This is a genomic window from Sulfuricystis thermophila, assembly GCF_004323595.1.
GTDB lineage: Bacteria > Pseudomonadota > Gammaproteobacteria > Burkholderiales > Rhodocyclaceae > Sulfuricystis > Sulfuricystis thermophila.
On record NZ_AP019373.1, the window covers coordinates 517,867 to 541,224 of the forward strand.

A 23,358-nucleotide genomic window follows, 5' to 3' on the forward strand; every position below is an offset into this window, starting at 1 on the left:
CGGTCATTCGCCTGCCTTGATGCGCTCGGCCACTGCGCTGGCGAATTCCAGTGTCGTCGCGCTGCCGCCCAGGTCGCCGGTGCGCACCTTGTCCTCGTTGAGGGTCGCATTGATGGCGCGACGCAGCCGGTTGCCGAGATCGAGGCGGCCGACATGGTCGAGCATCATCGCTGCCGCGAGCATCAGGGCGATCGGGTTGGCGATGCCCTTGCCGGCGATGTCCGGTGCCGAGCCATGCACGGCCTCGAAGATCGCCGCATGATCACCGATGTTGGCGCCCGGTGCCATGCCCAGGCCGCCGACCAGTCCGGCGATCTCATCGGAGAGGATGTCGCCGAACAGGTTGGTCGTGACGATCACGTCAAACTGCCAAGGGTTCATCACCAGCTTCATCGCGCAGGCATCGACGATGCATTCGTCGAATTCGATCTGGCCCTTGTAATCGCTCTCGTACATTTGGCGCGCGGTTTCAAGGAAGATGCCGGTGAGTGCCTTCATGATGTTGGCTTTGTGCACCACGGTCACCTTCTTGCGCCCTTTGCGGATCGCGTAATCGAAGGCGAATTTCAGGATGTGCCGGCAGCCCTGACGTGTATTGATACCGGTGGCCATGCCGACCGCATGCGGATCGTCGTCGATCGGGATGAAGTGCTCGTAGCCCATGTAGAGGCCTTCGTTGTTCTCGCGCACCAGCACCAGGTCGATGTTCTCGTAACGTCCGCCAGGGACCAGCGTCATCGCGGGCCGGACATTGGCGTAGAGCTTGAATTCCTCACGCAGGCGCACGTTCGACGAGCGGTAGCCGCCGCCGATCGGCGTTTCCAGCGGCCCCTTGAGCGCCAGTTTGGTCTTGCGGATGCTGTTGACGCATTCCGGCGGCAACGGGTCGCCGACGGCGGCGACGCCTGCGGCGCCGGCAACCTGGCGGTCCCAGACGAACGGCGCACCGAGCGCATCGAGCGCCATTAGGGTGGCGGCGGTGATTTCGGGCCCGATGCCATCGCCGGGGATCAGGGTTGCGGGAATGGGTTTGTTGGTCGTCATGATGTCCTCGTCTCCATCTCCATGTGGTGTTTGTTTGCCCGCATTCTAATCGCGGGAAAAATTCGGCGCTGGCGGAAAAGAAAACGTCCCGCCGGGCGCCGACTCACCTCGGAAAGTCGGCGCTGGCGGAAATGAAAACGTCCCGCCGGGCACCGACTCGTTTCGGAAAGTCGGCGCTGGCGGGACGGCACGCTGTGCCGGTAGAATCCATGCGGCACTGCACAATCGAATCCCGATGGCACAGATTTCGATCTACGACTCCACGCTGCGCGACGGCGCGCAGGCACAAGGCATTTCCTATTCGGTCGAGGACAAGCTGAAGATCGTCGCGCATCTCGACGCGCTCGGTGTTGCCTGGATCGAGGCCGGCAATCCCGGCTCGAATCCGAAGGATCTGGAATTCTTCTCCCGCGCCGGGGCGCTCGAGCTCGAGCATGCCCGGCTGATTGCCTTCGGCGCCACGCGCAAGGCCGGTCGCCCGGTCGGTGAGGATGCGAACCTCCAGTCGCTGCTCGCGGCCGGCACCGCCGCCGTGGCGATCTTCGGCAAGAGCTGGGATGCCCAGGTGCGCGACGTGCTGCGCACTTCGCTGAGCGAAAACCTGGCGATGATCGCCGACACGGTGCGCTTCCTGAAGGAGCGCGGCAAGACCGTCGTCTTCGATGCCGAGCATTTCTTCGACGGCTGGAAGAGCCATGCCGATTACGCGTTGAAAACACTGGCGGCGGCTGCGGCGGCCGGAGCCGACTGCCTTTGTCTATGCGATACCAATGGCGGCGCGTTTCCCGAGGAGATCTACGAGATCACCCGCGCGGTCGGCGCGCGCTTTCCCGGCTGCGTCATCGGCATCCATTGCCACAACGACGGCGAAATGGCGGTGGCGAATTCGATCCGCGCCGTGCAGGCCGGCGCGACCCAGGTGCAGGGCACGATCAACGGACTGGGCGAGCGCTGCGGCAACGCCAATCTCTGTTCGATCATTCCCAACCTGCAGCTCAAGCTCGGCTACGAGTGCATTCCCGATCAGGCGCTGCGGCATCTGACCAATGTCGCGCGTGCGGTGAGCGAGATCGCCAACCTGCCGCTTCCTGACAAGGCCCCCTACGTCGGCAGCCATGCCTTCGCCCACAAGGGCGGCATGCACATCGACGCGGTGGTGAAGAAACCGGCCTCCTATGAGCACATCGATCCGGCGCTGGTCGGCAACAGCCGGCGCGTGCTGATGTCCGAGGTGGCGGGGCGCAGCACGCTGCTCTCGCGCCTCCAGACGATCGACCCTTCGCTCGGCAAGGATTCGCCGGAGACGAAGAAGATCATCGACAAGCTCAAGACGCTCGAACACGAGGGCTACCAGTTCGAGGCGGCGGAAAGCTCCTTCGATCTCGTCGTGCGCAAGCTGCTCGGCCGTTACCGGCCGTTCTTCGAGCTGGTCGAGTTCAAGGTGCTCACCAACGAGCCTGCCGTCAATGACGTGAATTCGTCGGTGATCATCAAGGTGCGTGTCGGCGAGCAGGAGGTGCTCACCGTCGCCGAGGGCGACGGCCCGGTCAACGCCCTCGACAAGGCGGCGCGGAAGGCGCTCGAACGGCTCTACCCGGCGATCGGCGAGGTGCGTCTGACCGACTACAAGGTGCGGGTGCTCGATTCGGACAAGGCCTCGGCGGCCAAGGTGCGCGTGTTGATCGAATCGAGCGACGGGCGCGAGCGCTGGACCACCGTCGGCGTGTCGACGGATATCCTCAACGCTTCGTGGCAGGCGCTGGTAGACTCGCTCGAATACAAGCTGCTCAAGGACCAGGAAGGAAACTGACGACATGGCTGGCAAGACGCTCTACGACAAACTCTGGGATTCGCACGTCGTCCGCGAGGAGGATGACGGCACCTGTCTGATCTACATCGACCGCCATCTGGTGCATGAGGTGACCAGCCCGCAGGCCTTCGAGGGGCTGCGTCTGGCCGGCCGCAAGCCCTGGCGGGCGCAAAGCGTGGTCGCCACCGCCGACCACAACACGCCGACCGATCACTGGGAGCGCGGCATCGAAGATCCGATTTCGCGCCTGCAGGTCGAGACGCTCGACCAGAACATCCATGATTTTGGCGCGCTGGTCTATTACCCGTTCAAGCATCCCAACCAGGGCATCATCCACGTCATCGGCCCGGAAAACGGCATCACCCTGCCGGGGATGACGATCGTCTGCGGCGACAGCCACACCTCGACACACGGCGCCTTCGGCGCGCTGGCGCACGGCATCGGCACGTCCGAGGTCGAGCACGTGCTCGCCACACAGACGCTGGTGGCGAAGAAGTCCAAGCGCATGCTGATCGAGGTCAAGGGCAAAGTCGGCGCTGGCGTCACGGCAAAGGACATCGCACTGGCGATCATCGGCAAGATCGGCACGGCCGGCGGCACCGGTTTCGCCGTGGAATTCGCCGGCGAGGCGATCCGCGATCTGTCGATGGAAGGGCGCATGACCGTCTGCAACATGGCGATCGAAGCCGGCGCGCGCGCCGGGCTCGTGGCGCCCGATGACAAGACCTTCGCCTATCTCGAAGGGCGGCCCTTCGCGCCGAAAGGCGCGCTGTGGGACCAGGCGCTCGCCTACTGGCGCACGCTGCACAGCGATGCCGACGCGGATTTCGACGCCGTCGTCACGATCGACGCCGCAAGCATCGAGCCGCAGGTGACCTGGGGCACCTCGCCCGAACAGGTGGTGCCGGTCGGCGGCCGGGTACCCAATCCCGCCGACGAGCAAGACCCGGTCAAGCGCGCCGCGATCGAACGCGCCCTGAACTACATGGGGCTCACCGCCGGCACGCCGATCCAGTCGATCGGCGTGGACAAGGTGTTCATCGGCAGCTGCACCAACTCGCGCATTGAGGATCTGCGCGCGGCCGCGGCGGTGGTGCGCGGCAAGAAGAAGGCCGCCAGCGTGAAGCAGGTGCTGGTGGTGCCCGGTTCCGGCCAGGTCAGACGCCAGGCCGAGGCCGAGGGGCTGGACAAGATCTTCATCGACGCCGGTTTCGAATGGCGCGAGCCGGGCTGCTCGATGTGTCTGGCGATGAATGCCGACCGTCTCGAGCCGGGCGAGCGCTGTGCCTCGACCTCGAACCGCAATTTCGAAGGCCGCCAGGGTGCCGGCGGCCGCACCCACCTCGTCAGTCCGCAGATGGCCGCCGCCGCCGCCATCGTCGGCCACTTCGTCGATATCCGGAGTTTTTCATGAAGCCCTTCACCTCCCTCGATGGCCTCGTCTGCCCACTCGACCGCGCGAACGTCGACACCGACGCGATCATCCCGAAGCAGTTTTTGAAGTCGATCAAGCGTTCCGGCTTCGGGCCGTATCTCTTCGACGAATGGCGTTACGAGGACGTCGGCCAACCCGGCATGGATTGCAGCAAGCGCCCGCTGAGGAAGGATTTCGTCCTCAACCAGCCGCGCTACCAGGGCGCGGAGATCCTGCTGGCGCGCGACAACTTCGGTTGCGGCTCATCCCGCGAACACGCCCCGTGGGCGATCGCCGATTATGGTTTTCGTGTCATCATCGCCCCGTCGTTCGCCGACATCTTCTTCTCCAACTGCTACAAGAACGGCCTCCTGCCGATCGTCGCCGCGCACGAGATCGTCGATCGGCTATTCCGCGAATGTGAGGCGACCCCGGGCTATCGCCTGCACGTCGATCTGGAGACGCAGACCGTGCGCCTGCCCAGCGGCGATTCGTTCACCTTCGAGATCACGCCGCACCGCAAGCACTGTCTGTTGAACGGCCTCGACGAGATCGGCCTGACGCTGCAGCACGCCGACGAGATCCGCGCCTTCGAGCAAAGGCACAAGACCGCGCAGCCCTGGCTGTTTGCCTGACGATGACGGTGACGATATACCGCTGCAGAAGATGAAACCGGTGGGCCGTCTGGCTCATGGTTCGCGGCTGGGGCGGCCGTACTCGAAGCTTCACGCCCGTCCTTTCGCCCCGATTGCCCACGGCGGCGAACTGGGGCATAGTTGACATGCTTGCTCATAGCTTGTGAAAAAATTCGTCGCGAGCGGGCTGATGGCAAGGCGCCCGGAGCGCAGCGACCGAGACATAACACGGAGTTAGGCGAGGGAGCGAGCACCGCGCAACGCAGCCAGCGGGCCGCGCAGCAGAATTTTTCACAAGCTCTCACTTCTTCGTGGTGATGGGGAGGCATGCATGGAAACCTGTTCCGGGCATGATTGGCGCGCCGAAACCGTCCACCCCGCCCCGCCGGCCGTACTGGCCGAGCTGGCGGCGATCGCCGGCGTGCGCTTCAACGGCGATGCGCCGTGGGACATCCGTGTCCATGATGAGGACGTTTATCGGCTGATCCTGACGCGCGGTCCGCTGGGCTTTGGCGAAGCCTACATGGACGGCCTGTGGGACTGCGCACGGCTCGACGAGCTGTTTTACCGTCTGCTCAAACACCGCATCGACGAACGGCTCGGCGGCTGGAACCGGCTGCGGCTGCTGGGCGAGATGCTGCGGCACCGCTTCCTCAACCTGCAGTCGCCGCGGAGGGCCTTCCAGGTCGGCGTCGAGCACTACGACATCGGCAACGACGTCTTCGCCGCGATGCTCGATCCGACGATGAGCTATTCCTGCGCCTACTGGCGCGATGCCGCGGATCTGGCCGCCGCCCAGCAGGCCAAGCTCGATCTGGTCTGTCGCAAACTCGGGCTCGAGCCCGGCGAGCGGGTGCTCGAAATCGGCTGCGGCTGGGGCGGTTTTGCCCACTATGCCGCGACGCACTACGGTGTCGAGGTGTTCGGTATCACCGTCTCGAAGGAACAGCAGCGGCTCGCGGCCGAGCGCTGCGCCGGTCTGCCGGTGACGATCGCGCTGATGGATTACCGCGAAGTCACCGGCCAGTTCGACAAGATCGTTTCGATCGGCATGTTCGAGCATGTCGGGCCGAAGAACTATCCGGCCTATTTCGAGGTCGCGCGCCGCGCGCTCGCCCCGCAAGGGCTGCTCCTCCTCCATACCATCGGCATCGACCGCACGACGCCGCACACCGATCCGTGGATCGACAAATACATCTTCCCGAACGGCAAGCTGCCCTCGGCCGCCGAGATCGCACGGGCCATCGACGGCCGTTTCGTGCTCGAAGACTGGCACAATTTCGGGCCGGATTACGATCGCACCCTGATGGCCTGGTGGGACAATTTCGACCGCGCCTGGCCGGCACTGGCGCCGAAGTATGGCGAGCGCTTCCGCCGCATGTGGCGGTATTACCTGATGAGCTGCGCCGGTTTCTTCCGTTCGCGCCAGGGCCAGTTGTGGCAGATCGTATTGAGCCGGCCGGAGCGCAGCGGCGATTACCGCTCGATACGCTGAAACTCGGCGCTGGTGGGACGGCACCGCTCACTTGCGGATCAGCACCACCGCCAGCTCTTCGCGCTCGATGCGCCGGTTTTCGCTACGCGGGTAAGGCGGCTTTGGCCAGTGCCACAGCGTTGCCGGAAACAGCGCGCGCATCGCGTTGATGTCGCAGTGATAGGGCGGGCCTTCGATGAAACCTTCGGCCGCCGAGGGACGCGGCGCCTGCAGAAAGAGCGCGAGCAGCTTGCCGCCGGGCCTGAGCCAGCGATGGAGCTGCGCGGCATAGTGGGTCCAATAGTCCGGATAGAGCGCGCACAGACAGGTCTGCTCGAAGATCGCATCGACCGTCGCCGCCGGTTGCCAGTGCAGCACGTCGGCATCGATGAGCCGGGCTTGGCTTCCGTCGCGCTCCAAGAGCCGTTGGCACAGCGTCAGCGCCTCCGGCGCGAAGTCGATGCCGGTGACCTCGAGGCCCGCCGCGGCGAGCGCCGCGACTTCCCAACCCTGGCCACAGCCGGGCACGACGATCTGCTGGCCTGAAACGAGCGTGCCGTCGGCGAGCCAGCTCAAGAGCTGCGGGTTCGGCGCGCCGCGATCCCACGGGATGCTGCCGGTGGCGAAGCGTTCGTTCCAGAATTCGCGTGTCGGTCCGCTCATGTTCCAGCCCCTCTCAAGATGTGCGGTTTGATGCGCCCGACGACGTGCATTTCGCAGGCGCGGCAATCGAAGGTGAGTGTGAGGCGCTCGTTGCCCTGGATCAGCGTCATCGGTTCGGCGCGCACTTGGCCCTGCACGCCGGTCACGCCTTTGGCTTGGTGTGGGCAGAGGCTGAAGGCGTGGCGCAGGCAGTGCTTGGTGATCATCAATGAGACCTCGCCGGTCTCCTCGTGCGCCTCATAGGCGGCTTTGATCAGTTTGACGCCGTGCTTTTCGTAGAAACGCCGCGCCGCGCCGTTGAAGACGTTGGCAAGATAACTGAGCGCGGTTTCCGGATAGGGCGTCGGCGGCTCGACGGCAGGGCGGCGCAGCGGACGAACATAGGCCTTGCGGCGGGCGGCTTCGAGTGCGGTCACGGCGGCGCGGCGCAAGCCGTTGGCGGCGGAATTCGGGATGAACCACGGCTGTTGCCACTCGACGGTGCACTCGCGCAGCACGAAGTCGGTGCTGCCGAGACGTCCCAGTTGTGCTTTCAGGTTCTCGACGGCACGTTCCGGGTGCGCTGCCGGCTGCTTGTCGTGCGTGAGCGTTGCCGTTGCGGCGATGCCATCGCTGTCGGTCAAGGTCAGCGCGAAGCCATCCGGGGTTTCGCTAAGCCGCGTAGCGACGGCGATCTTCCGTTCGGCGGAGTCTTTCGCCAGCGCCTGCTCCCACGCCTGGTCGCGGTTGCGGTTGAGGTAGACGCCCGGTTTCAATCCCGGCAGCTGGTCGAGCGGTTCGTTCGGCCAGATGCGCCAGCTGTCGGGCGCGATTCTCTCCACCCGGTTCGCCTGTGTGCCGACCGCCTGCCGCTTATGGAGCCAGGAAAGGCCATCGCCGTTCGAGAGCGTCTCGTTCGTTTCGAGCTCGAAACTGTCGATGCCGACCCCGGTCACCCTGCCGATCGGCAGACCGACGAAGGCCGGCGTGTCGAAAGCCGCAATGTGTGCCGGATCCTGGCTGCGACCATGGGTGAAGTAGTCGGTCGAACCGCGATGGAAGGTCTTGTCGGGATGCGGTACGAATTCGAGCCGCACCTTGCCGCTCGAGGCCGGCGCGAGCTCGGGATGGGCCTCGAAGATCGCATCGAGCAGCCGGCGGTAATGGCCGGTGATGTTCTTGACGTAGCCGACATCCTTGTAGCGTCCCTCGATCTTGAAGCTGCTCACGCCCGCTTCGATCAGTGGCAGCAGATTCGCGCTCTGGTCGTTGTCTTTCAGCGAGAGCAGGTGCTTTTCGAAGGCGACGATGCGGCCAGCCTTGTCCAAAAGCGTGTAGGGCAGCCGGCAGGCCTGCGAGCAGTCGCCGCGGTTGGCGCTCCTGCCGGTTTGCGCGTGGCTGATGTAGCACTGACCGGAGAAGGCCACGCACAGCGCGCCATGGACGAAATGTTCGACGACGACGTCTTCCGGAAGTGCAGCGCGGATCGCGGCGATTTCTCTCAGCGAAAGCTCGCGCGCCAGCACCAGTTGCGAGAAGCCGGCATCGGCGAGGAAGCGGGCTTTCGCCGGCGTGCGGATGTCGCACTGCGTCGAGGCATGCAGGTCGATCGGCGGCAGATCGAGCTCGAGAAGCCCCATGTCCTGCACGATCAGCGCGTCGACGCCCGCATTCCAGCAATCGATCGCCAGGCGGCGCGCGGGTTCGAGCTCGTCGTCGCGCAGGATCGTGTTCAGCGTCACATAGATGCGCGCATGGAAGCGGTGCGCGAACTCGACCAGCGCGGCGATGTCGGCGATGTCGTTGGCAGCTTTTTCCCGCGCGCCGAAAGCCGGCCCGCCGATATAGACGGCATCGGCGCCGTGCAGGATCGCCTGACGGCCGATCTCGGCGGTGCGGGCCGGAGCGAGCAGTTCGATTTTGGTGAGGGAGCCGTTACGCAATGCTTTCGATGGCGTCGGGTAGAACGATGACGAGCTTGTGGTGGACGATCAAATCTTCCACGGTCGGCCAGATGCGATCCACCAGTGTCCTGAATTCGCATAGCCGCAGATTGCCGACGCGGAAATGGACGACCCGCGGAGGGGGTCCGGCAAGCATCACCCAATCGGAAAAGTCACAGTCCTTCGTGACGATGACCAAGTCGTTGAGGCGGGCATGTTCCCAAATGACACGATCCGGCAGATCGTCGCCAAGATCGAAAACATGCTGAAAACGATCGCCACGCCATACATCCCAGCGATAGGGCAGATTGGCATCGATCAGGAAGCGCACCAATCAGGCAACCCGTGAGAATTCGTAGCGTTCGTTCATCAAGCGGGCCGCGCAGGTCAGGCAGGCCTTGATATCTTCCGGCTCAAGACTGGGATATTGGGCGAGTATTTCTTCTTCGCTATCCCCGGCCGCCAAGTATTCCAGGATCGTCTGCACCGCAATGCGCTTGCCGCGAATGGTCGGCTTACCGTTGCAAATCTCGGGATCGATGCTTACCCGACCGTGCAAAAAACTGATTGCCGCGCTCATGCCTTGCTCCCGTCGCTACCGTAGTCATTATTTTCTAGCATAACAAACATCCGTTCGGCAAAGTCGGCGCTGGCGGGACGGCACGCAAAAGGGAAACGCGGCGGGACGACGCCGCAAGGAAAACGCGGCGGGACGACGCCGCTTAGCCGCCGAATCTTCTCAGGCCGTCGAGGTCGAGGATCGTGATGCCGCCGTATTCGACGCGCAGGAAGCCGGCGTCTTCGAGCAGCTTGAGCGAGCGGTTGACGCGCTGGCGCGACACACCCGCCAGGTGGCCGAGCTCCTCCTGCGAGATGGTGAGCGTCGCGTTCTGGCCGGGATAGAGCACCGGGTTGAACATGATCGAGATGCTGCGTGCGACGCGCGTGTCGGTATCGTGCAGGCGCTCGGATTCCAGGAGGCCGATGAACTGGCCGAGCCGTTCGTTGATCTGTTCGATGATCGCGTGGTTGAAGGCGATGCTGTGATCGAGCAGCCAATGGAAGGTGTCGCGCTTCATGCAGGCGATGCGCGTATCGCGCAGCGCGATCACGTCGTAGCGTCGCGGCTCGGGTTTGAGGAGCGAGCCTTCGCCGAACCAGCCGCCGGTCGGGATGCCGGCATAGGAAGCTGTCTTGCCGGTGACCCAGTCGGAGGACATCTTCGCCAGCCCGTCGATGATGCCGATCCAGCACGTCGGCATCTCGCCCTGGCGGCAGATGAAACCGCCGGCAGGGATGCGCTTCTCGACCATCCCCTGGCGTGCGCGTGCGAGCTCCTCGGGCGAGAGGTTGCGCGCCCAGCGCGACAGGGCGATCGCGTCGTCGAGGGTGGGCGAGGCGTTGAATTTGCTGGAATTGTCAGGCACGCGACAATTATAGGTGGCCTGCCAAGTTAAGGTTCGGGCAAATTCGGAACGATCGACCTTGCCAGGGGAATGCTTGGCAGGATAAAACGAGCATAGCCGCCCCCTGGCGGCGTGAAGATGCGTGATCGGATGGAGGAGTTGGCATGACCGTTGGCGTATCGGGAGGCGAACCCGATCGGCTCGATACCTTCCCGCGCCTCATGCTGGCGCACGCGCGAGAGCGCGGCGACCGGCCGGCGATCCGCGAGAAGGATCTCGGCATCTGGCAGAGCTGGACCTGGGCACAAGCCGCGCGCGAGGTGCGCGGCATGGCCTGCGGCCTGGCCGAGCTGGGTTTCAGGCGTGGCGACCGGCTCGCCATCATCGGCGACAACCGGCCGCGCCTTTACTGGGCGATGTGCGCCGCGCAGATGCTGGGCGGCATTCCAGTGCCGCTCTACCAGGACGCCGTCGCCCAGGAGATGACCTTCGTCTTGCAGGACGCCGGCATCCATATCGCGATCGTCGAGGACCAGGAGCAGGTCGATAAGCTGCTGGAAATCAAGGCGCAATGCCCCGAGCTGCAGCACATCGTCTATGACGATCCGCGCGGCATGCGTCATTACACACAAGCCTTCCTGCACGGTCTCGACGAGGTGATCGCGGCGGGCAAGATCCACGACGAGAATCAGCCGGATTTCCTCGACGGGGAGATTGCCCTGGGGCGGCCGGAGGACGTCTCGATCATCCTCTACACCTCGGGCACCACCGGCAAGCCGAAGGGGGTGTGCCAGACGCATGCCTCCTTCATCGCCGCGGCGCGCGGCGGCTGCGGTTTCGATGGGCTCAGCGAAACCGACGAGGTGCTCTCCTATCTGCCGATGGCCTGGGTCGGCGACCACCTGTTTTCCTTCGCCCAGGCGCTGGTCGCCGGCTTCACGGTGAATTGCCCAGAATCGGGCGACACGGTGATGAACGACATGCGCGAGATCGGCCCGACTTTCTATTTCGCGCCGCCACGCGTCTTCGAGAACCTGCTCACGCAGGTGATGATCCGCATGGAGGATGCCGGCGCGATCAAGCGCAAGATGTTCCACTACTTCATGGGAGTCGCCAAGCGTTGCGGCGCCGACATCCTGGACGGGAAACCGGTGTCCATGAAGGACCGACTGCTCTACGCGCTCGGCGAGGTGCTCGTCTATGGGCCGCTCAGGAACGTGTTGGGCATGAGCCGCATCCGCGTCGCCTATACGGCCGGTGCGGCGATCGGTCCCGACCTGTTTCGCTTCTACCGTTCGATCGGCATCAACCTGAAACAGCTCTATGGCCAGACCGAGACCTGTGCCTACGTCTGCCTGCAGCCGGATCGGCAGATCAAGCTCGATTCGGTTGGCCCCCCCGCACCGGGCGTCGAGATCAAGATCGCCGACAACGGCGAGATCCTCGTCAAGGGGCCGATGCTGCTCAAGGAGTATTACAAGCGGCCGGATGCCACCGCCGAGTCGATCAACGCCGAGGGCTACTTCATGACCGGCGATGCCGGTTTTATCGACGACGATGGCCATCTGAAGATCATCGACCGCGCCAAGGACGTCGGCAAACTCAACAATGGCGCGATGTTCGCACCCAACTACATCGAGAACAAGCTGAAGTTCTTCTCCTACATCAAGGAGGCCGTCGCTTTCGGCAACGGCCGCGACATGGTCTGCGCCTTCATCAACATCGACATGGGGGCGGTCGGCAACTGGGCCGAGCGCCGCGGCATTCCCTACGCCGGCTATACCGATCTGGCCGGCAAGCCCGAGGTCTATCAGCTGATCCAGGAATGCGTCGAACAGGTCAATGCCGAACTGGCGCATGATGCGATGGTGGCGGACACCCAGGTGCATCGCTTCCTGATCCTGCACAAGGAGCTCGATCCCGACGACGACGAGCTGACCAGAACGAGAAAAGTCAGGCGTGGCTTCATCGCCGAGAAATACGCGCTGCTGATCGATGCGCTCTATGGCGGCAAATCCTCGCAGTTCATCGAAACGGAGGTCAAATTCGAGGACGGCCGCAAAGGCAAGGTCGCCGCGGATCTCGTCATCCGCGATGTCAAGGTGTTTCCACCAGTTTCCGGGAGGGCCGCATAGTGGCACGGCAGATCGGCGACGTCATCCTCGATTTGCGCAACATCTCGCTGTCGTTCGGCGGCGTCAAGGCGCTCACCGACATTTCCTTCGACGTGCGCGAGCACGAGATCCGCGCCATCATCGGCCCGAACGGCGCGGGCAAGAGCTCGATGCTCAACGTCATCAACGGCGTCTATCGACCGCAACAAGGCGAGATCATCTTCCACGGCGAGCACCGCAAGGACATGGATACCCACGCCGCCGCGGCCGCCGGCATCGCGCGCACCTTTCAGAACATCGCGCTGTTCAAGGGCATGAGCGTGCTCGACAACCTGATGGCCGGGCGCAACCTGAAGATGAAGTGCAATTTCCTGCAGCATGCCATCTGGTGGGGGCCCGCCCGTCGCGAGGAGCTGGAACACCGCAGGAAGGTCGAGGAGGTGATCGACTTCCTCGAGATCGAACACATCCGCAAGACGCCGGTCGGCCGCTTGCCTTATGGTCTGCAAAAGCGCGTCGAGCTGGGTCGGGCGCTGGCCGCCGAGCCGAAAATGCTGCTTCTGGACGAACCGATGGCCGGCATGAACGTCGAGGAAAAGCAGGACATGTGCCGCTTCATCCTCGACGTCAATGACCAGTTCGGCACCACGATCGTGCTGATCGAGCACGACATGGGCGTGGTGATGGACATCTCCGACCGTGTCGTCGTGCTCGATTACGGCAGGAAGATCGCCGACGGCGTGCCCGACGAAGTGAAGAACGATCCCGAGGTCATCGCGGCCTACCTCGGCACGCAGCATTGAGGAGACGCAAGAGATGCAATTCTTCCTCGAAGTCCTGATCGGCGGCCTGCTCTCCGGCGTGATGTATTCGCTGGTGGCATTGGGCTTCGTGCTGATCTTCAAGGCCTCGGGCGTGCTCAACTTCGCCCAGGGCGCGATGGTCTTTTTCGCGGCGCTTTCGCTGGTCGGCTGCATGGAGAAAGGCGCACCGTTCTGGCTGGCCTTCATTCTCGCTTTCGGCATCATGACGCTGCTGGGCATCGCCACCGAAAAGTTCGTGCTGCGCAAGATGGTCAATCAGCCGCCAATCGCACTGTTCATGGCCACCATCGGCCTGTCTTTCTTCATCGAGGGTCTGGCGCCGATGCTCTGGGGCAACGAAGTCCGCCCACTCGACATCGGTCTCGTCGATGAGCCGATTCCCTGGATCCTCGACAACTGGAACATGGTGATCAGCAAGTTCGATCTGTTCGCCTCGGGCCTCGCGCTCGCGCTGGTGGCGCTGCTGGCCGTATTCTTCCAATACACGCGCGTCGGCCGGGCGCTCAGGGCGGTGGCCGACGATCACCAGGCCGCGCTGTCGATCGGCATCCCGCTGCAGCACATCTGGGCGCTGGTGTGGGCGGTGGCCGGCTTCGTCGCGCTGGTGGCGGGCATGCTGTGGGGGGCGAGAAACGGCGTGCAGTTCGCGCTGACCTTCACGGCTTTGAAGGCCCTGCCGGTGCTGATCCTCGGCGGCTTCACCTCGGTGCCGGGCGCGATCGTCGGCGGGCTGATCATCGGCGCTGCCGAAAAACTGGCCGAGATCTACATCCCGCCGGTGCTGGCGGGTTGGTTCGGCGGCAACTTCGGCGGCATCGAGGGCTGGTTCCCTTATGTGATGGCGCTATTGTTCTTGTTGGTTCGCCCCGAAGGCTTGTTCGGGGAGAAGCACATCGACCGGGTGTGACAGATGATTTACCGAGAAACCGGACAATTCAAGACCAGCTACGCCGCCGACCAGCAGATCTTCCCGATCCGCCAGGATCGCATCGGCATCGGCATCCTGCTGGCGCTTGCTTTCGTCGTCGTGCCGCTCACCGCCGGCAACTACTGGTTCAACGCGATCCTGATCCCCTTCCTGATCTTCTCGCTCGCCGCGCTGGGCTTGAACATCCTCACCGGTTATGCGGGACAGCTCTCGCTCGGTTCTGCCGCCTTCATGGCGGTCGGTGCTTATGCGGCCTACAACTTTCAGGTGCGCATCGAGGGCATGCCGGTGCTGCTCTCCTTCATCCTCGCCGGGCTTACGGCGGCGGGAGTGGGCATCCTGTTCGGTTTGCCCTCCTTGCGCATCAAGGGCTTCTATCTCGCGGTGGCGACACTGGCCGCACAGTTCTTCATCGTCTGGTGCCTGACCAAGTTTCCTTATCTGTCGAACAATTCGGCCTCGGGCGTGATCTCGGTGCCGAACGTGGAGATCCTCGGCTTCACCTTCGATACGCCCCAGAGCCGCTATCTCTTGGTGCTGACGATCGTCGCGCTGCTCGCGTTGGCAGCGAAGAACATGGTGCGCTCGACCACCGGCCGCGCCTGGATGGCGGTGCGCGACATGGATGTCGCCGCCGAGGTGATCGGCATCCGGCTGATGCGCACCAAGCTCCTCGCCTTCGCGGTGAGCTCCTTCTATTGCGGGGTGGCCGGCGCGCTCTATGCCTTCTGTTATCTCGGCTCGGTCGAGCCCGACGGCTTCTCGCTCGATCTTTCCTTCAAGATCCTGTTCATGATCATCGTCGGCGGCGTCGGCAGCATCCTCGGCAGCTTCCTCGGCGCAGCCTTCATCCTGCTGGTGCCGATCTTTCTCGACATCGTGCTGCCCTGGCTGTCTGCCCTCTTGCACCTGCCATTCGACGGTGCGACGGTCTCGCACATCCAGCTGATGGTGTTCGGGGCGCTGATCATGTTCTTCCTGATCGTCGAGCCGCATGGTCTGGCGCGGCTCTGGCAGATCGGCAAGGAGAAGCTGCGGCTGTGGCCGTTCCCGCATTGATGCATTACAACCACGAAGAGGAGACTCAAATGATCAAACGCTTCAAGCAACTCACCCTCGCCACCTCGGTTGCGGTCGCCTGCTTCGCGGCGGCCGTGCCTGCCGCCCAGGCAGCCGAAGAGCAGTTTTTCCCCATCCTGTCCTATCGCGTCGGCCCTTATGGCGCCAACGGCGCCTCGCTGTTCGGTGGTTTCATCGATTACCTGAACTACGTCAATATGAAGGGTGGCGTCAATGGCGTGATGATGACTTGGGAAGAATGCGAAACCGAGTACAACAACGCCAAGGGGGTGGAATGCTACGAGCGCCTGAAATCGAAGGCTGCCAAGGCGCCGGGGCCGCTCCATCCGCTGTCGACGGGCATTTCCTACGCGCTCGTGGACAAGACCGCGGCCGACAAGCTGCCGCTGGTGATGATGGGCTATGGCCTGACGGCGGCCGTCGATGGTTCGGTCTTTCCCTGGGCCTTCCCGCTGGTAACCACCTACCAGATGCAGGCCTCGGCAATCATCAAGTTCCTCAAGGACAAGAATGGCGGCAGCCTCGCCGGCAAGAAGATCGTCTACCTCTATCACGATTCCGCCTATGGCAAAGAGCCGATCGTTGCGCTGGAAGCCGAGTCGAAGCTCGGCAAGTTCGAGCTGATCGAGATTCCGGTGCCTCACCCCGGCAACGAGCAGGGCGCGCAATGGCAGCGCATTCGCCAGGAAAAGCCTGACTACGTGATCATGTGGGGCTGGGGCGTGATGAACATGACCGCGATCAAGACCGCGCAGAAGATGGGTTTCCCGCGTGAGAAGATGATCGGTTCGTGGTGGGCGGGTTCCGAAGAGGATACGGTGCCGGCGGGTGATGCCGCCAAGGGCTATATGTCGGCGACGATGAACGTGGCCGGCAAGAACGTGCCGCTGATCGCCGACATCGAGAAGACCGTCTATGGCGCCGGCAAGGGCAACCTGAAGGACACCTCGAAGCTCGGCTCCGTACTCTACAACCGCGGTGTCGCCACGGCGATCGTTTCGGTCGAGGCGATTCGCACTGCCCAGGCGAAATTCGGCAAGGGCAAGGCGATGACCGGTGAGCAGGTGCGCTGGGGTCTGGAGAACCTCAACCTCACCGAAGCACGCCTGAAAGAGCTCGGCGCGACGGGGCTACTGCCCGAGGTGAAGACCTCCTGCAGCAATCACGAGGGCTCCGGCAAGGTGAAGATGCAGCAGTGGGACGGCACCAAGTGGGTGGCGCTGACCGACTGGATCGAGGGCAACAAGGCGCTGATCCACCCGCTGTTCCAGGCCGAGGCAGCGAAATATGCCAAGGAGAAGGGCATCACGCCGCGCGATTGCAGCAAGGAAAAATAAGCAACCGAAACCGGCGCTGGTGCCGTCTCGCCAGCGCCGACTTTTGGAGCCCTCATGAGCGCATATCTCAGCGTCAACAACATCGAGGTCATCTACGACCACGTCATCCTCGTGCTCAAGGGCGTCTCGCTCGAAGTGCCCCAGGGTGGCATCGTCGCATTGCTCGGCGCCAACGGCGCCGGCAAGACGACGACCTTGAAGGCCATCTCGAACCTGCTTACCGCCGAGCGCGGCGAGGTGACCAAGGGCGATATCCAGTTCAAGGGCCGCCGCGTCGATCAGCTCACGCCCAACGAGCTGGTCAAGGGCGGTGTCATCCAGGTGATGGAAGGCCGTCATTGTTTCGCTCACCTGACCATCGAGGAAAATCTGCTCACCGGCGCTTACACGCGCCAGATTTCGCGTGGCGAGCTGAAGGCCAATCTCGAGAAGGTCTATGAATACTTTCCGCGCCTCAAGCAGCGGCGCAGTTCCCAGGCCGGCTACACCTCCGGCGGCGAGCAGCAAATGTGTGCGATCGGCCGCGCGCTGATGGCCGACCCGGAGATGATCCTGCTCGACGAGCCCTCGATGGGACTGGCGCCGCAGATCGTCGAGGAGATCTTCGAGATCGTGCGCGATCTCAACCAGCGCGAGAAGGTGAGCTTCCTGCTCGCCGAGCAGAACACGATGGTGGCGCTGCGCTATGCCGATTTCGGCTACATCCTCGAAAACGGTCGCGTGGTGATGGAAGGGCGGGCCGAAGAATTGAGGAACAACGAGGACGTCAAGGAGTTCTACCTCGGGCTTTCCAGCCAGGGACGCAAGAGCTTCCGCGAAGTCAAACATTATCGTCGCCGCAAACGTTGGCTCGCATGAACGAACATTTCGATGCGCTGGAAACGCGCGATCCGGAAGCGCGCGAACATGATCTGATGGCGCGCCTGCCGGAACAGATCGCTCATGCCAAGGCGCATGCGCCCTGGTTCGCGGAAAGTCTGCGCGATGTCGATCCGGCCGCGATCACCTCACGCGAGGCGCTGGCGCAGCTGCCCGTGCTGCGCAAGCACGCGCTGATCGAATTGCAGAAACGGCAGCGTCCCTTCGGCGGACTGGTCGCTTCCCGCTGGGGACAGATGGGGCGCGTATTCGCCTCCCCCGGCCCGATCTACGAACCGGAAGGCCGCCGGCCTGACTACTGGCGCACGGCCCGTGCGCTGTTCGCCGCCGGCTTTCGTGCCGGCGATCTGGTGCACAACAGCTTCTCCTACCACATGACGCCCGGTGCCTGGATCGTCGAAGGCGGCGCGCTGGCCTTGGGCTGCACGGTCTTTCCCGGCGGGGTGGGGCAAACCGAACAGCAGGTGCAGGCGATGGCCGATCTGCAGCCGCATGGCTATGTCGGCACGCCGAGTTTCCTGCGCATCCTGCTGGAGAAGGCCGACGAACTCGGCCTGAAGATTCCGTCGCTCACCAAGGCGCTGGTCTCGGGCGAAGCCTTCCTGCCAGCCGTGCGGGAGGCGCTCTCCGCGCGCGGCATCCAAGGCTTTCAGGCCTATGCCACTGCCGATCTCGGCGTCATCGCCTATGAAACGCCGGCGCGCGAGGGGCTGGTGGTCGATGAAGACGTGATCGTCGAGATCGTCCGTCCGGGCACGGGCGAGCCGGTGCCGCAAGGCGAAGTGGGCGAAGTCGTCGTCACGACCTTCAACATCGCCTATCCGCTGATCCGCTTCGGCACGGGCGATCTGTCCGCCGTCCTGCCCGGCCTCTCGCCCTGTGGCCGCACCAACATGCGTATCCGAGGCTGGCTGGGACGCGCCGACCAGACCGTCAAGATCAAGGGCATGTTCGTCCATCCCGAACAAATCGCCGCGGTGGTCAAACGCCATCCGGGCATCACCCGCGCCCGGCTCGTCGTCACCAATCCGGATGCCAGCGACGCGATGACGTTGCTTTGCGAGGGGGCGGGCGATGTCGCCGCCATCGCCGCCAGCCTGCGCGAGCTCACCAAGCTGCGCGGCGAGGTCTGCTTCGTCCCATCAGGCAGCCTGCCGAACGACGGCAAAGTGATCAGTGACGAGCGCAAATTTGAGTAGACTCATGTCTCCGCAACCCGACCGGAGGAGACCATGAAGCAAAAACGGATGATCCTGATGTTGCTGGCTGCCGGGCTGGCCATCGCTGGCGGCGTCAGGGCCGACGAGGCACAACTGCTGCAGGAAGCACGCGGCATTCCGGCCAAGATGGTGCCGAAGCTGCTCGAAGTGCTGCAGGACGAGATCGACAAGAGCGGCCATGCCGGCGCGATTTCGGTCTGTCGCGAGAAGGCGCCCGAGATGGCGAAAAATCTTTCCGCCCAGCTCGGCTGGCAGATCCGGCGCGTCAGCCTGAAGAACCGCAATCCGAAAGCGGTGCCGGATGCCTGGGAGCGCGCGACCTTGGAGGATTTCGAGCGTCGCCTCGCCGCCGGCGAGAAGCCGACCGGCATCGACAAGGGCGAGATCGTCGAGGAAAACGGCCAGAAGTTCTATCGCTACATGAAGGCGCTGCCGACCCAGGATCTCTGCCTGAATTGTCATGGCACGCCGGAGCGCCTGGCGCCTGGGGTCGCCGAGAAACTGAAGGAGCTCTATCCCGACGACAAGGCCGTCGGTTATAGCTCGGCCCAGATTCGCGGCGCGATCACCGCGAAGAAGCCGCTCTGATTCATCACGCCGGGCGGGTGCGCGCGAGGCGTGATGACCGCATCCGATCGCCCTGGCGCGCCGCTCGCCGGCCTGAAGGTTCTCGATCTCACCCGCCTGCTGCCGGGGCCGGTGTGCACGCTGCATCTGGCCGACCTCGGCGCCGAGGTGATCAAGATCGAGGACACCGGTGCCGGCGACTACGCGCGCACGATGGGCCTGGGCGCCGCGCCGGGGGAGGACAGCTTCTTCTTCCGCCTCGTCAATCGCAACAAACGCAGCCTGCGGCTCGATCTCAAGCAGCCGGCGGGGGTCGAAGTCTTCCTGCGCCTGGCGCGTGATGCCGATGTGATCGTCGAGAGTTTCCGCCCCGGCGTGGTGGACAGACTCGGCGTTGGCTACACGGCAGTCAGGGCGATCAATCCGCGCATCGTCTATTGTGCGATCACCGGCTACGGGCAGGATGGCCCCTGGCGCGACCGCGCCGGCCACGACCTCAATTACCTTGCCACCGCCGGCGTGCTCGACCAGATCGGCAGCGCCGGCGGAGCGCCGGCGATTCCGAACCTGCAGATCGGCGATCTGCTCGGCGGGGCGCTCACCGCCGTGATGGGCATCCTTGCCGCGGTGATCGGCGCCCGCGCCACCGGCGAGGGGCGTTACCTCGATGTGGCGATGACCGACGCCACCTTCGCCCATGCCTATTCCCCGCTGCTCTCGGTGCTGGCGCGCGGTAGGACCCTGCCGCGCGGCACGGACGACCTGAACGGTGGGCTGCCGGCCTACGGGCTCTATCGCACGCAGGATGGGCGTTACATGGCCGTCGGCGCGCTGGAGCCGAAGTTCTGGCAACGTTTCTGTGCCGCGATGGGCCGGCCCGAGCTCGAACCGTTCGGTCTGGCGCGCGGCGAGGCAGGCGTGCGCACCCGGCGCGAGCTCGAAGCGCTGTTCGCCAGCCAACCGCTCGCGCATTGGGCGGCGCTGTTCGAGACGGTCGATTGCGGAGTCACGCCGGTGCTGACCTTCGAAGAGGCGATGACCCATCCACAGTTGCAGGCGCGCGGCATGCTGCGCACGATCGAGGGTCTGCCGCAATTCGCGCCCCCGTTGAAGATGAGCGGGGTGGATTTTGCCGTACGGCTGCCTGCGCCAAAAGTCGGCGCTGACGGAATGGCACTGTTGCGCGCGGCAGGCTTCATGGATGCGGAAATCGAGGCGCTCTCCGCACAGGGCGTGATTTGATCGCGTGGATACCGCACTCACACTGCTGCCGGATTTCGCGTTGATCCTGCTCGGTTTCGGGCTGCGACGCGGGATGGCGCTCGGCGACCATTTCTGGACGGGGCTGGAAAAGCTCGTCTATTTCGTGCTGTTTCCGGCGCTGTTGTTCAATGCGATGACCAAAACGCCGCTGACGTTCTCTGCCGTGCCGCTGATCGCCACCGGCGCGGCGGCGATGATGGGCGCGATGCTGCTGGCTTGGCTCGCGCGCCCCATGTTTCCGCTCACGCCGGTGTCCTTCGCTTCGCAGTTCCAGTGTGCGTTCCGCTTCAATTCCTACATCGGTTTGGCGGTGGCGGCCAAGCTGCACGGCGCGGCCGGCATCGCGGTGATGGGCCTCTTGGTCGGCAGCCTCGTGCCGTTGGCGAATCTCGCGGCGGTGGGCATGCTGGCGCGCCACGGCGAGACCTCGGTCTGGCGCGAGCTGGCGAAGAACCCGCTGTTTCTGACGACGCTGGTGTCACTGGCCTGGAATCTCGCCGGGATGCCGGTGCCGGCGCCGTTCGGCCAGTTCCTCGGCCGGCTCGCCGAGGCGGCGATCGCCTTGGGCCTCCTGGCGGTCGGTGCGGCGCTCAAGCTGCGCGGCGCGATCGGCCGGGAGGGGCGTGCCGCAGCGGTCTATTTCCTGGCGGTGAAATTGCTGGCGATGCCGGTCATCGCCTGGTGGGTCGCCCGGCAATTGGGACTCGCCGGCCTCCATTTCGATGTCGCGCTGGTCTTTGCGGCGCTGCCGACGGCCTCGTCGGCCTACATCCTCGCGCAGCGCATGGGCGGCGACGGACCGCGGGTGGCCTGGCTGATCTCGGCCAGCACGCTCGTCGGGATGGTGACGTTACCGCTGTGGCTCGCCCTGCTGGCTTTTCTTGCGTGAGCGTTTCGGTTTCGCGGGAGCGGGTTTGGCTGCCGGAGCTGCCGGCTCTGGCGCAAGGGCGCTTTTCATGAGCTCCCAGGGGGCCTGCCAGGCGGCAGGATCGAGGAAGGGATTGGCCGCTGGGGTATTTTCCGTTTCTTGGGAGGCCTCCTGCGCGGCCTGCCCCATCTGCTGAAAGGCCATCAGGGTGGCGCGTTGCATTTCCAGGCCCTGGATGGTCATCTGCAACAGGTTCAGGTTGGATTTCAGCCAGCCCTCGACGGCCTTCAGGTCGGCGATGCGCTTGGCCAACTCGTCGGTATCGACGGTCGGCGCAACCATGCCCGGCAGCGAAAAGCCCATGTTGCTCCACAGGTTCTTGACGAATTCCAGCGGGTCGCCGGAATTCGGATGGGACGCGTTCGTCATGGACGGCCTCGACGGGTTTATGATTCGCACCCAATGATAACCTTAATCGGAACGGGGAGAGCAAGTTGCGGATTCTGGTCATCGAAGATCACGCACTGGTGCGCGAAGGCTTGTTGCTGGCGTTGAAGGCGCTGGAAGAATCGCCCGATGCCAGCCCGCTGGAGATTCTCGGCGCGCGCGATGCCGACGAGGCGACGCACTTCATCGAGCAGAACGATGATTTCGACCTTTGTCTGCTCGATCTGATGCTGCCGGGTACCGGCGGGCTTGCGTTTTTGGGCGTGCTGCGCAAGCGTTATCCGCACATTCCGGTGGTCGTCCTTTTGGCGCTCGACGATGCCGACACGGTGGCGAAGGTGATGAAGGGCGGCGCGGCGGGTTTTGTCTCGAAAGCGAGCCCCACGGACGTGCTGCTCGGCGCCCTGCGCGAAGTGCTGGCAGGCGAGATCTGGCTGCCGCCCGAATACCGGGGCATGTCCGGCAAGAGGAAACGGGCGCGCACTGTCGCCGAACGCTATGGCCTGACGAAGAGCCAGGCCTGCGTGCTCGATCTGCTCGCCGAAGGCAAGACCAACCGCGAGATCGCCGAACTGCTCGGCGTCACCGAAGGCACGGTGAAGATCCACGTCTCGGCGATCTTCAAGGCGCTGGGCGTGAGCAACCGCTCGCAGGCCTTGCTCGTGGCGCAGGGAAAGAACTGAGGAACTGAGCGCTGGTAAGAAACTCAAGCCGCGGCGGCAGCAGGGCGCGGCCCATTCGCCGCGTTCCTGGCGATGCCCTGCACCGGCGTGGCCTCCTCTACGGGCAGCTGAAGCAGATCGATCACCTGGTGGGCGACGGCGCGACAGGCATTCGCCAGCGGCGTCGGCAGGCTGGCGGGAATCTGTTTCTGCAGCAACAGCTTGCTGGCCGAGAGGCTGAACACCGGCTCGAGGATGCGGTCGCGATACGGGGCCAGCAATTCTGCGACGGCCTTCTCGGCGGCCTCGCGCTGCCAGGCATTGGTCGGCCATTGGGTCGGCACCGCGTAGGCGCGCGGAAACATTTCGAGATCGCGGATCACGGTGCGGATGTCCTCGTGCGAATCGCGGAACGGCAGCAACACCAGATCGGCCAGCCCATAGAGCCGCCGGTCCATCTCGGTGCGGTTGCCGCCGCCGTCGATCACGCCGAGCCAGGCTTTCAGTGAGCGGATCTTTTCCGTCACCTTGGCGAGCGCCTCACGCGAACGGGCATCGGCGATCAGATAACGCCGATCGGCCGGGTCGAGCGGCTCGCGATGGGTGTCGGTCAGCACGCAGACCGAGCGCTGGCCGAGCAGGCCGAGGCCCTGACAGAGCATGTGCGACAGCGTGGTCTTGCCGGTACCGCCCTTGTTGCCGATGATGCAGATGATGTCCGCCATGTCCGTGATTCCGTCGTGTGCGGAACGGATTATTCGCGATCGGCGCGACTGGAGATGGCCGGAAATGCAGCAGAAT

23 protein-coding genes are annotated in these 23,358 nt (G+C 64.2%); 15 read left to right on the top strand and 8 right to left on the bottom strand.

From position 1 onward, the window contains the following. Positions 1 to 3 precede the first annotated feature (3 nt). Complete coding sequence (locus M52SOB_RS02615) at positions 4 to 1,044, bottom strand: isocitrate/isopropylmalate dehydrogenase family protein (RefSeq protein WP_131110448.1); 1,041 nt, start codon at positions 1,042 to 1,044, stop codon at positions 4 to 6. 235 nt (positions 1,045 to 1,279) lie between these two features. On the opposite strand from M52SOB_RS02615, the gene cimA reads away from it, so the two are divergent. The 4 genes from cimA (at position 1,280) to cfa (ending at position 6,398) form a co-directional block, all read left to right on the top strand. Further along, the gene (cimA, locus tag M52SOB_RS02620) at positions 1,280 to 2,854 is read left to right on the top strand and encodes a citramalate synthase (RefSeq protein ID WP_131110449.1); all 1,575 of its coding nucleotides are present in this window, start codon (positions 1,280 to 1,282) and stop codon (positions 2,852 to 2,854) included. A gap of 4 nt (positions 2,855 to 2,858) precedes the next feature. Next, on the top strand, positions 2,859 to 4,268 hold the full coding sequence (leuC, locus tag M52SOB_RS02625) for a 3-isopropylmalate dehydratase large subunit (protein ID WP_131110450.1): 1,410 nt from the start codon (positions 2,859 to 2,861) through the stop codon (positions 4,266 to 4,268). Next, on the top strand, positions 4,265 to 4,903 hold the full coding sequence (gene leuD / locus M52SOB_RS02630; RefSeq protein ID WP_131110451.1) for a 3-isopropylmalate dehydratase small subunit: 639 nt from the start codon (positions 4,265 to 4,267) through the stop codon (positions 4,901 to 4,903). Before leuC ends, leuD begins: the two co-directional genes overlap by 4 nt. A gap of 331 nt (positions 4,904 to 5,234) precedes the next feature. Beyond that, the gene (cfa, locus tag M52SOB_RS02635) at positions 5,235 to 6,398 is read left to right on the top strand and encodes a cyclopropane fatty acyl phospholipid synthase (RefSeq protein ID WP_131110452.1); all 1,164 of its coding nucleotides are present in this window, start codon (positions 5,235 to 5,237) and stop codon (positions 6,396 to 6,398) included. A 27-nt stretch (positions 6,399 to 6,425) separates the two neighbouring features. Here the strand turns inward: cfa and M52SOB_RS02640 are convergent, their stop codons facing one another. The 5 genes from M52SOB_RS02640 to M52SOB_RS02660 all read right to left on the bottom strand — a co-directional run bounded on the left by M52SOB_RS02640 (position 6,426) and on the right by M52SOB_RS02660 (position 10,389). Continuing rightward, positions 6,426 to 7,040 (bottom strand): methyltransferase domain-containing protein, encoded by a 615-nt coding sequence (locus tag M52SOB_RS02640; RefSeq protein ID WP_131110453.1) that lies wholly within the window; start codon positions 7,038 to 7,040, stop codon positions 6,426 to 6,428. Further along, the gene (locus tag M52SOB_RS02645; protein ID WP_131110454.1) at positions 7,037 to 8,962 is read right to left on the bottom strand and encodes a peptidase U32 family protein; all 1,926 of its coding nucleotides are present in this window, start codon (positions 8,960 to 8,962) and stop codon (positions 7,037 to 7,039) included. Before M52SOB_RS02645 ends, M52SOB_RS02640 begins: the two co-directional genes overlap by 4 nt. Beyond that, positions 8,955 to 9,293: a DUF5615 family PIN-like protein gene (locus M52SOB_RS02650; protein WP_284155171.1), complete on the bottom strand. Its 339-nt coding sequence runs from the start codon at positions 9,291 to 9,293 to the stop codon at positions 8,955 to 8,957. The genes M52SOB_RS02645 and M52SOB_RS02650 overlap by 8 nt, the downstream gene beginning before the upstream one ends. Positions 9,294 to 9,296: 3 nt before the next feature. Continuing rightward, complete coding sequence (locus tag M52SOB_RS02655) at positions 9,297 to 9,542, bottom strand: DUF433 domain-containing protein (protein WP_172601728.1); 246 nt, start codon at positions 9,540 to 9,542, stop codon at positions 9,297 to 9,299. Positions 9,543 to 9,684: 142 nt separating this feature from the next. Further along, entirely contained in the window at positions 9,685 to 10,389 is a 705-nt protein-coding gene (locus tag M52SOB_RS02660) for a Crp/Fnr family transcriptional regulator (RefSeq protein ID WP_284155172.1), read from the bottom strand. Between the two features lie 143 nt (positions 10,390 to 10,532). On the opposite strand from M52SOB_RS02660, the gene M52SOB_RS02665 reads away from it, so the two are divergent. From M52SOB_RS02665 to M52SOB_RS02710, 10 genes are read left to right on the top strand one after another with little or no spacing between them, the layout of a single operon-like run. Next, positions 10,533 to 12,503: an AMP-dependent synthetase/ligase gene (locus M52SOB_RS02665; protein ID WP_131110456.1), complete on the top strand. Its 1,971-nt coding sequence runs from the start codon at positions 10,533 to 10,535 to the stop codon at positions 12,501 to 12,503. After that, complete coding sequence (locus M52SOB_RS02670; protein ID WP_131110457.1) at positions 12,503 to 13,285, top strand: ABC transporter ATP-binding protein; 783 nt, start codon at positions 12,503 to 12,505, stop codon at positions 13,283 to 13,285. Before M52SOB_RS02665 ends, M52SOB_RS02670 begins: the two co-directional genes overlap by 1 nt. A gap of 13 nt (positions 13,286 to 13,298) precedes the next feature. After that, positions 13,299 to 14,213 carry a branched-chain amino acid ABC transporter permease gene (locus tag M52SOB_RS02675; RefSeq protein WP_131110458.1) on the top strand — a complete coding sequence of 305 codons (915 nt, stop codon included), beginning with the start codon at positions 13,299 to 13,301 and terminating at the stop codon, positions 14,211 to 14,213. A 3-nt stretch (positions 14,214 to 14,216) separates the two neighbouring features. Beyond that, positions 14,217 to 15,293 (top strand): branched-chain amino acid ABC transporter permease, encoded by a 1,077-nt coding sequence (locus M52SOB_RS02680; protein WP_131110459.1) that lies wholly within the window; start codon positions 14,217 to 14,219, stop codon positions 15,291 to 15,293. Positions 15,294 to 15,322: 29 nt separating this feature from the next. Next, positions 15,323 to 16,651 carry an ABC transporter substrate-binding protein gene (locus tag M52SOB_RS02685; RefSeq protein WP_131110460.1) on the top strand — a complete coding sequence of 443 codons (1,329 nt, stop codon included), beginning with the start codon at positions 15,323 to 15,325 and terminating at the stop codon, positions 16,649 to 16,651. Positions 16,652 to 16,705: 54 nt separating this feature from the next. After that, a complete protein-coding gene (locus tag M52SOB_RS02690; protein WP_131110461.1) occupies positions 16,706 to 17,509 on the top strand; it encodes an ABC transporter ATP-binding protein in 804 nt (267 codons plus the stop codon). After that, positions 17,506 to 18,729, top strand: coding sequence for a phenylacetate--CoA ligase family protein (locus M52SOB_RS02695; RefSeq protein WP_131110462.1), 1,224 nt, complete (start codon positions 17,506 to 17,508; stop codon positions 18,727 to 18,729). The genes M52SOB_RS02690 and M52SOB_RS02695 overlap by 4 nt, the downstream gene beginning before the upstream one ends. Positions 18,730 to 18,762: 33 nt before the next feature. Next, a complete protein-coding gene (locus M52SOB_RS02700; RefSeq protein WP_284155173.1) occupies positions 18,763 to 19,338 on the top strand; it encodes a Tll0287-like domain-containing protein in 576 nt (191 codons plus the stop codon). A 33-nt stretch (positions 19,339 to 19,371) separates the two neighbouring features. Beyond that, positions 19,372 to 20,559, top strand: coding sequence for a CaiB/BaiF CoA transferase family protein (locus M52SOB_RS02705; protein WP_131110463.1), 1,188 nt, complete (start codon positions 19,372 to 19,374; stop codon positions 20,557 to 20,559). A 4-nt stretch (positions 20,560 to 20,563) separates the two neighbouring features. Continuing rightward, positions 20,564 to 21,469, top strand: coding sequence for an AEC family transporter (locus M52SOB_RS02710; protein ID WP_131110464.1), 906 nt, complete (start codon positions 20,564 to 20,566; stop codon positions 21,467 to 21,469). On the opposite strand, the gene M52SOB_RS02715 is transcribed toward M52SOB_RS02710, so the two are convergent. After that, positions 21,431 to 21,877, bottom strand: a complete 447-nt coding sequence (locus tag M52SOB_RS02715) for a PhaM family polyhydroxyalkanoate granule multifunctional regulatory protein (protein WP_131110465.1) — start codon at positions 21,875 to 21,877, stop codon at positions 21,431 to 21,433. The genes M52SOB_RS02710 and M52SOB_RS02715 overlap by 39 nt on opposite strands. A 65-nt stretch (positions 21,878 to 21,942) precedes the next feature. On the opposite strand from M52SOB_RS02715, the gene M52SOB_RS02720 reads away from it, so the two are divergent. Then, the gene (locus M52SOB_RS02720) at positions 21,943 to 22,578 is read left to right on the top strand and encodes a response regulator transcription factor (protein WP_284155174.1); all 636 of its coding nucleotides are present in this window, start codon (positions 21,943 to 21,945) and stop codon (positions 22,576 to 22,578) included. Between the two features lie 23 nt (positions 22,579 to 22,601). On the opposite strand, the gene M52SOB_RS02725 is transcribed toward M52SOB_RS02720, so the two are convergent. Beyond that, the gene (locus tag M52SOB_RS02725) at positions 22,602 to 23,282 is read right to left on the bottom strand and encodes a hypothetical protein (protein WP_284155175.1); all 681 of its coding nucleotides are present in this window, start codon (positions 23,280 to 23,282) and stop codon (positions 22,602 to 22,604) included. Positions 23,283 to 23,358 lie beyond the last annotated feature (76 nt).

Excerpts from the sequence above, each read along its gene's own strand:
- M52SOB_RS02615 (WP_131110448.1), bottom strand. The coding sequence starts at position 1,044 with ATGACGACCAACAAACCCATTCCCGCAACCCTGATCCCCGGCGATGGC.
- cimA (WP_131110449.1), top strand. The coding sequence starts at position 1,280 with ATGGCACAGATTTCGATCTACGACTCCACGCTGCGCGACGGCGCGCAG.
- leuC (WP_131110450.1), top strand. The coding sequence starts at position 2,859 with ATGGCTGGCAAGACGCTCTACGACAAACTCTGGGATTCGCACGTCGTC.
- leuD (WP_131110451.1), top strand. The coding sequence starts at position 4,265 with ATGAAGCCCTTCACCTCCCTCGATGGCCTCGTCTGCCCACTCGACCGC.
- cfa (WP_131110452.1), top strand. The coding sequence starts at position 5,235 with ATGGAAACCTGTTCCGGGCATGATTGGCGCGCCGAAACCGTCCACCCC.
- M52SOB_RS02640 (WP_131110453.1), bottom strand. The coding sequence starts at position 7,040 with ATGAGCGGACCGACACGCGAATTCTGGAACGAACGCTTCGCCACCGGC.
- M52SOB_RS02655 (WP_172601728.1), bottom strand. The coding sequence starts at position 9,542 with ATGAGCGCGGCAATCAGTTTTTTGCACGGTCGGGTAAGCATCGATCCC.
- M52SOB_RS02665 (WP_131110456.1), top strand. The coding sequence starts at position 10,533 with ATGACCGTTGGCGTATCGGGAGGCGAACCCGATCGGCTCGATACCTTC.
- M52SOB_RS02675 (WP_131110458.1), top strand. The coding sequence starts at position 13,299 with ATGCAATTCTTCCTCGAAGTCCTGATCGGCGGCCTGCTCTCCGGCGTG.
- M52SOB_RS02680 (WP_131110459.1), top strand. The coding sequence starts at position 14,217 with ATGATTTACCGAGAAACCGGACAATTCAAGACCAGCTACGCCGCCGAC.
- M52SOB_RS02685 (WP_131110460.1), top strand. The coding sequence starts at position 15,323 with ATGATCAAACGCTTCAAGCAACTCACCCTCGCCACCTCGGTTGCGGTC.
- M52SOB_RS02690 (WP_131110461.1), top strand. The coding sequence starts at position 16,706 with ATGAGCGCATATCTCAGCGTCAACAACATCGAGGTCATCTACGACCAC.
- M52SOB_RS02695 (WP_131110462.1), top strand. The coding sequence starts at position 17,506 with ATGAACGAACATTTCGATGCGCTGGAAACGCGCGATCCGGAAGCGCGC.
- M52SOB_RS02700 (WP_284155173.1), top strand. The coding sequence starts at position 18,763 with ATGAAGCAAAAACGGATGATCCTGATGTTGCTGGCTGCCGGGCTGGCC.
- M52SOB_RS02705 (WP_131110463.1), top strand. The coding sequence starts at position 19,372 with ATGACCGCATCCGATCGCCCTGGCGCGCCGCTCGCCGGCCTGAAGGTT.
- M52SOB_RS02715 (WP_131110465.1), bottom strand. The coding sequence starts at position 21,877 with ATGACGAACGCGTCCCATCCGAATTCCGGCGACCCGCTGGAATTCGTC.
- M52SOB_RS02725 (WP_284155175.1), bottom strand. The coding sequence starts at position 23,282 with ATGGCGGACATCATCTGCATCATCGGCAACAAGGGCGGTACCGGCAAG.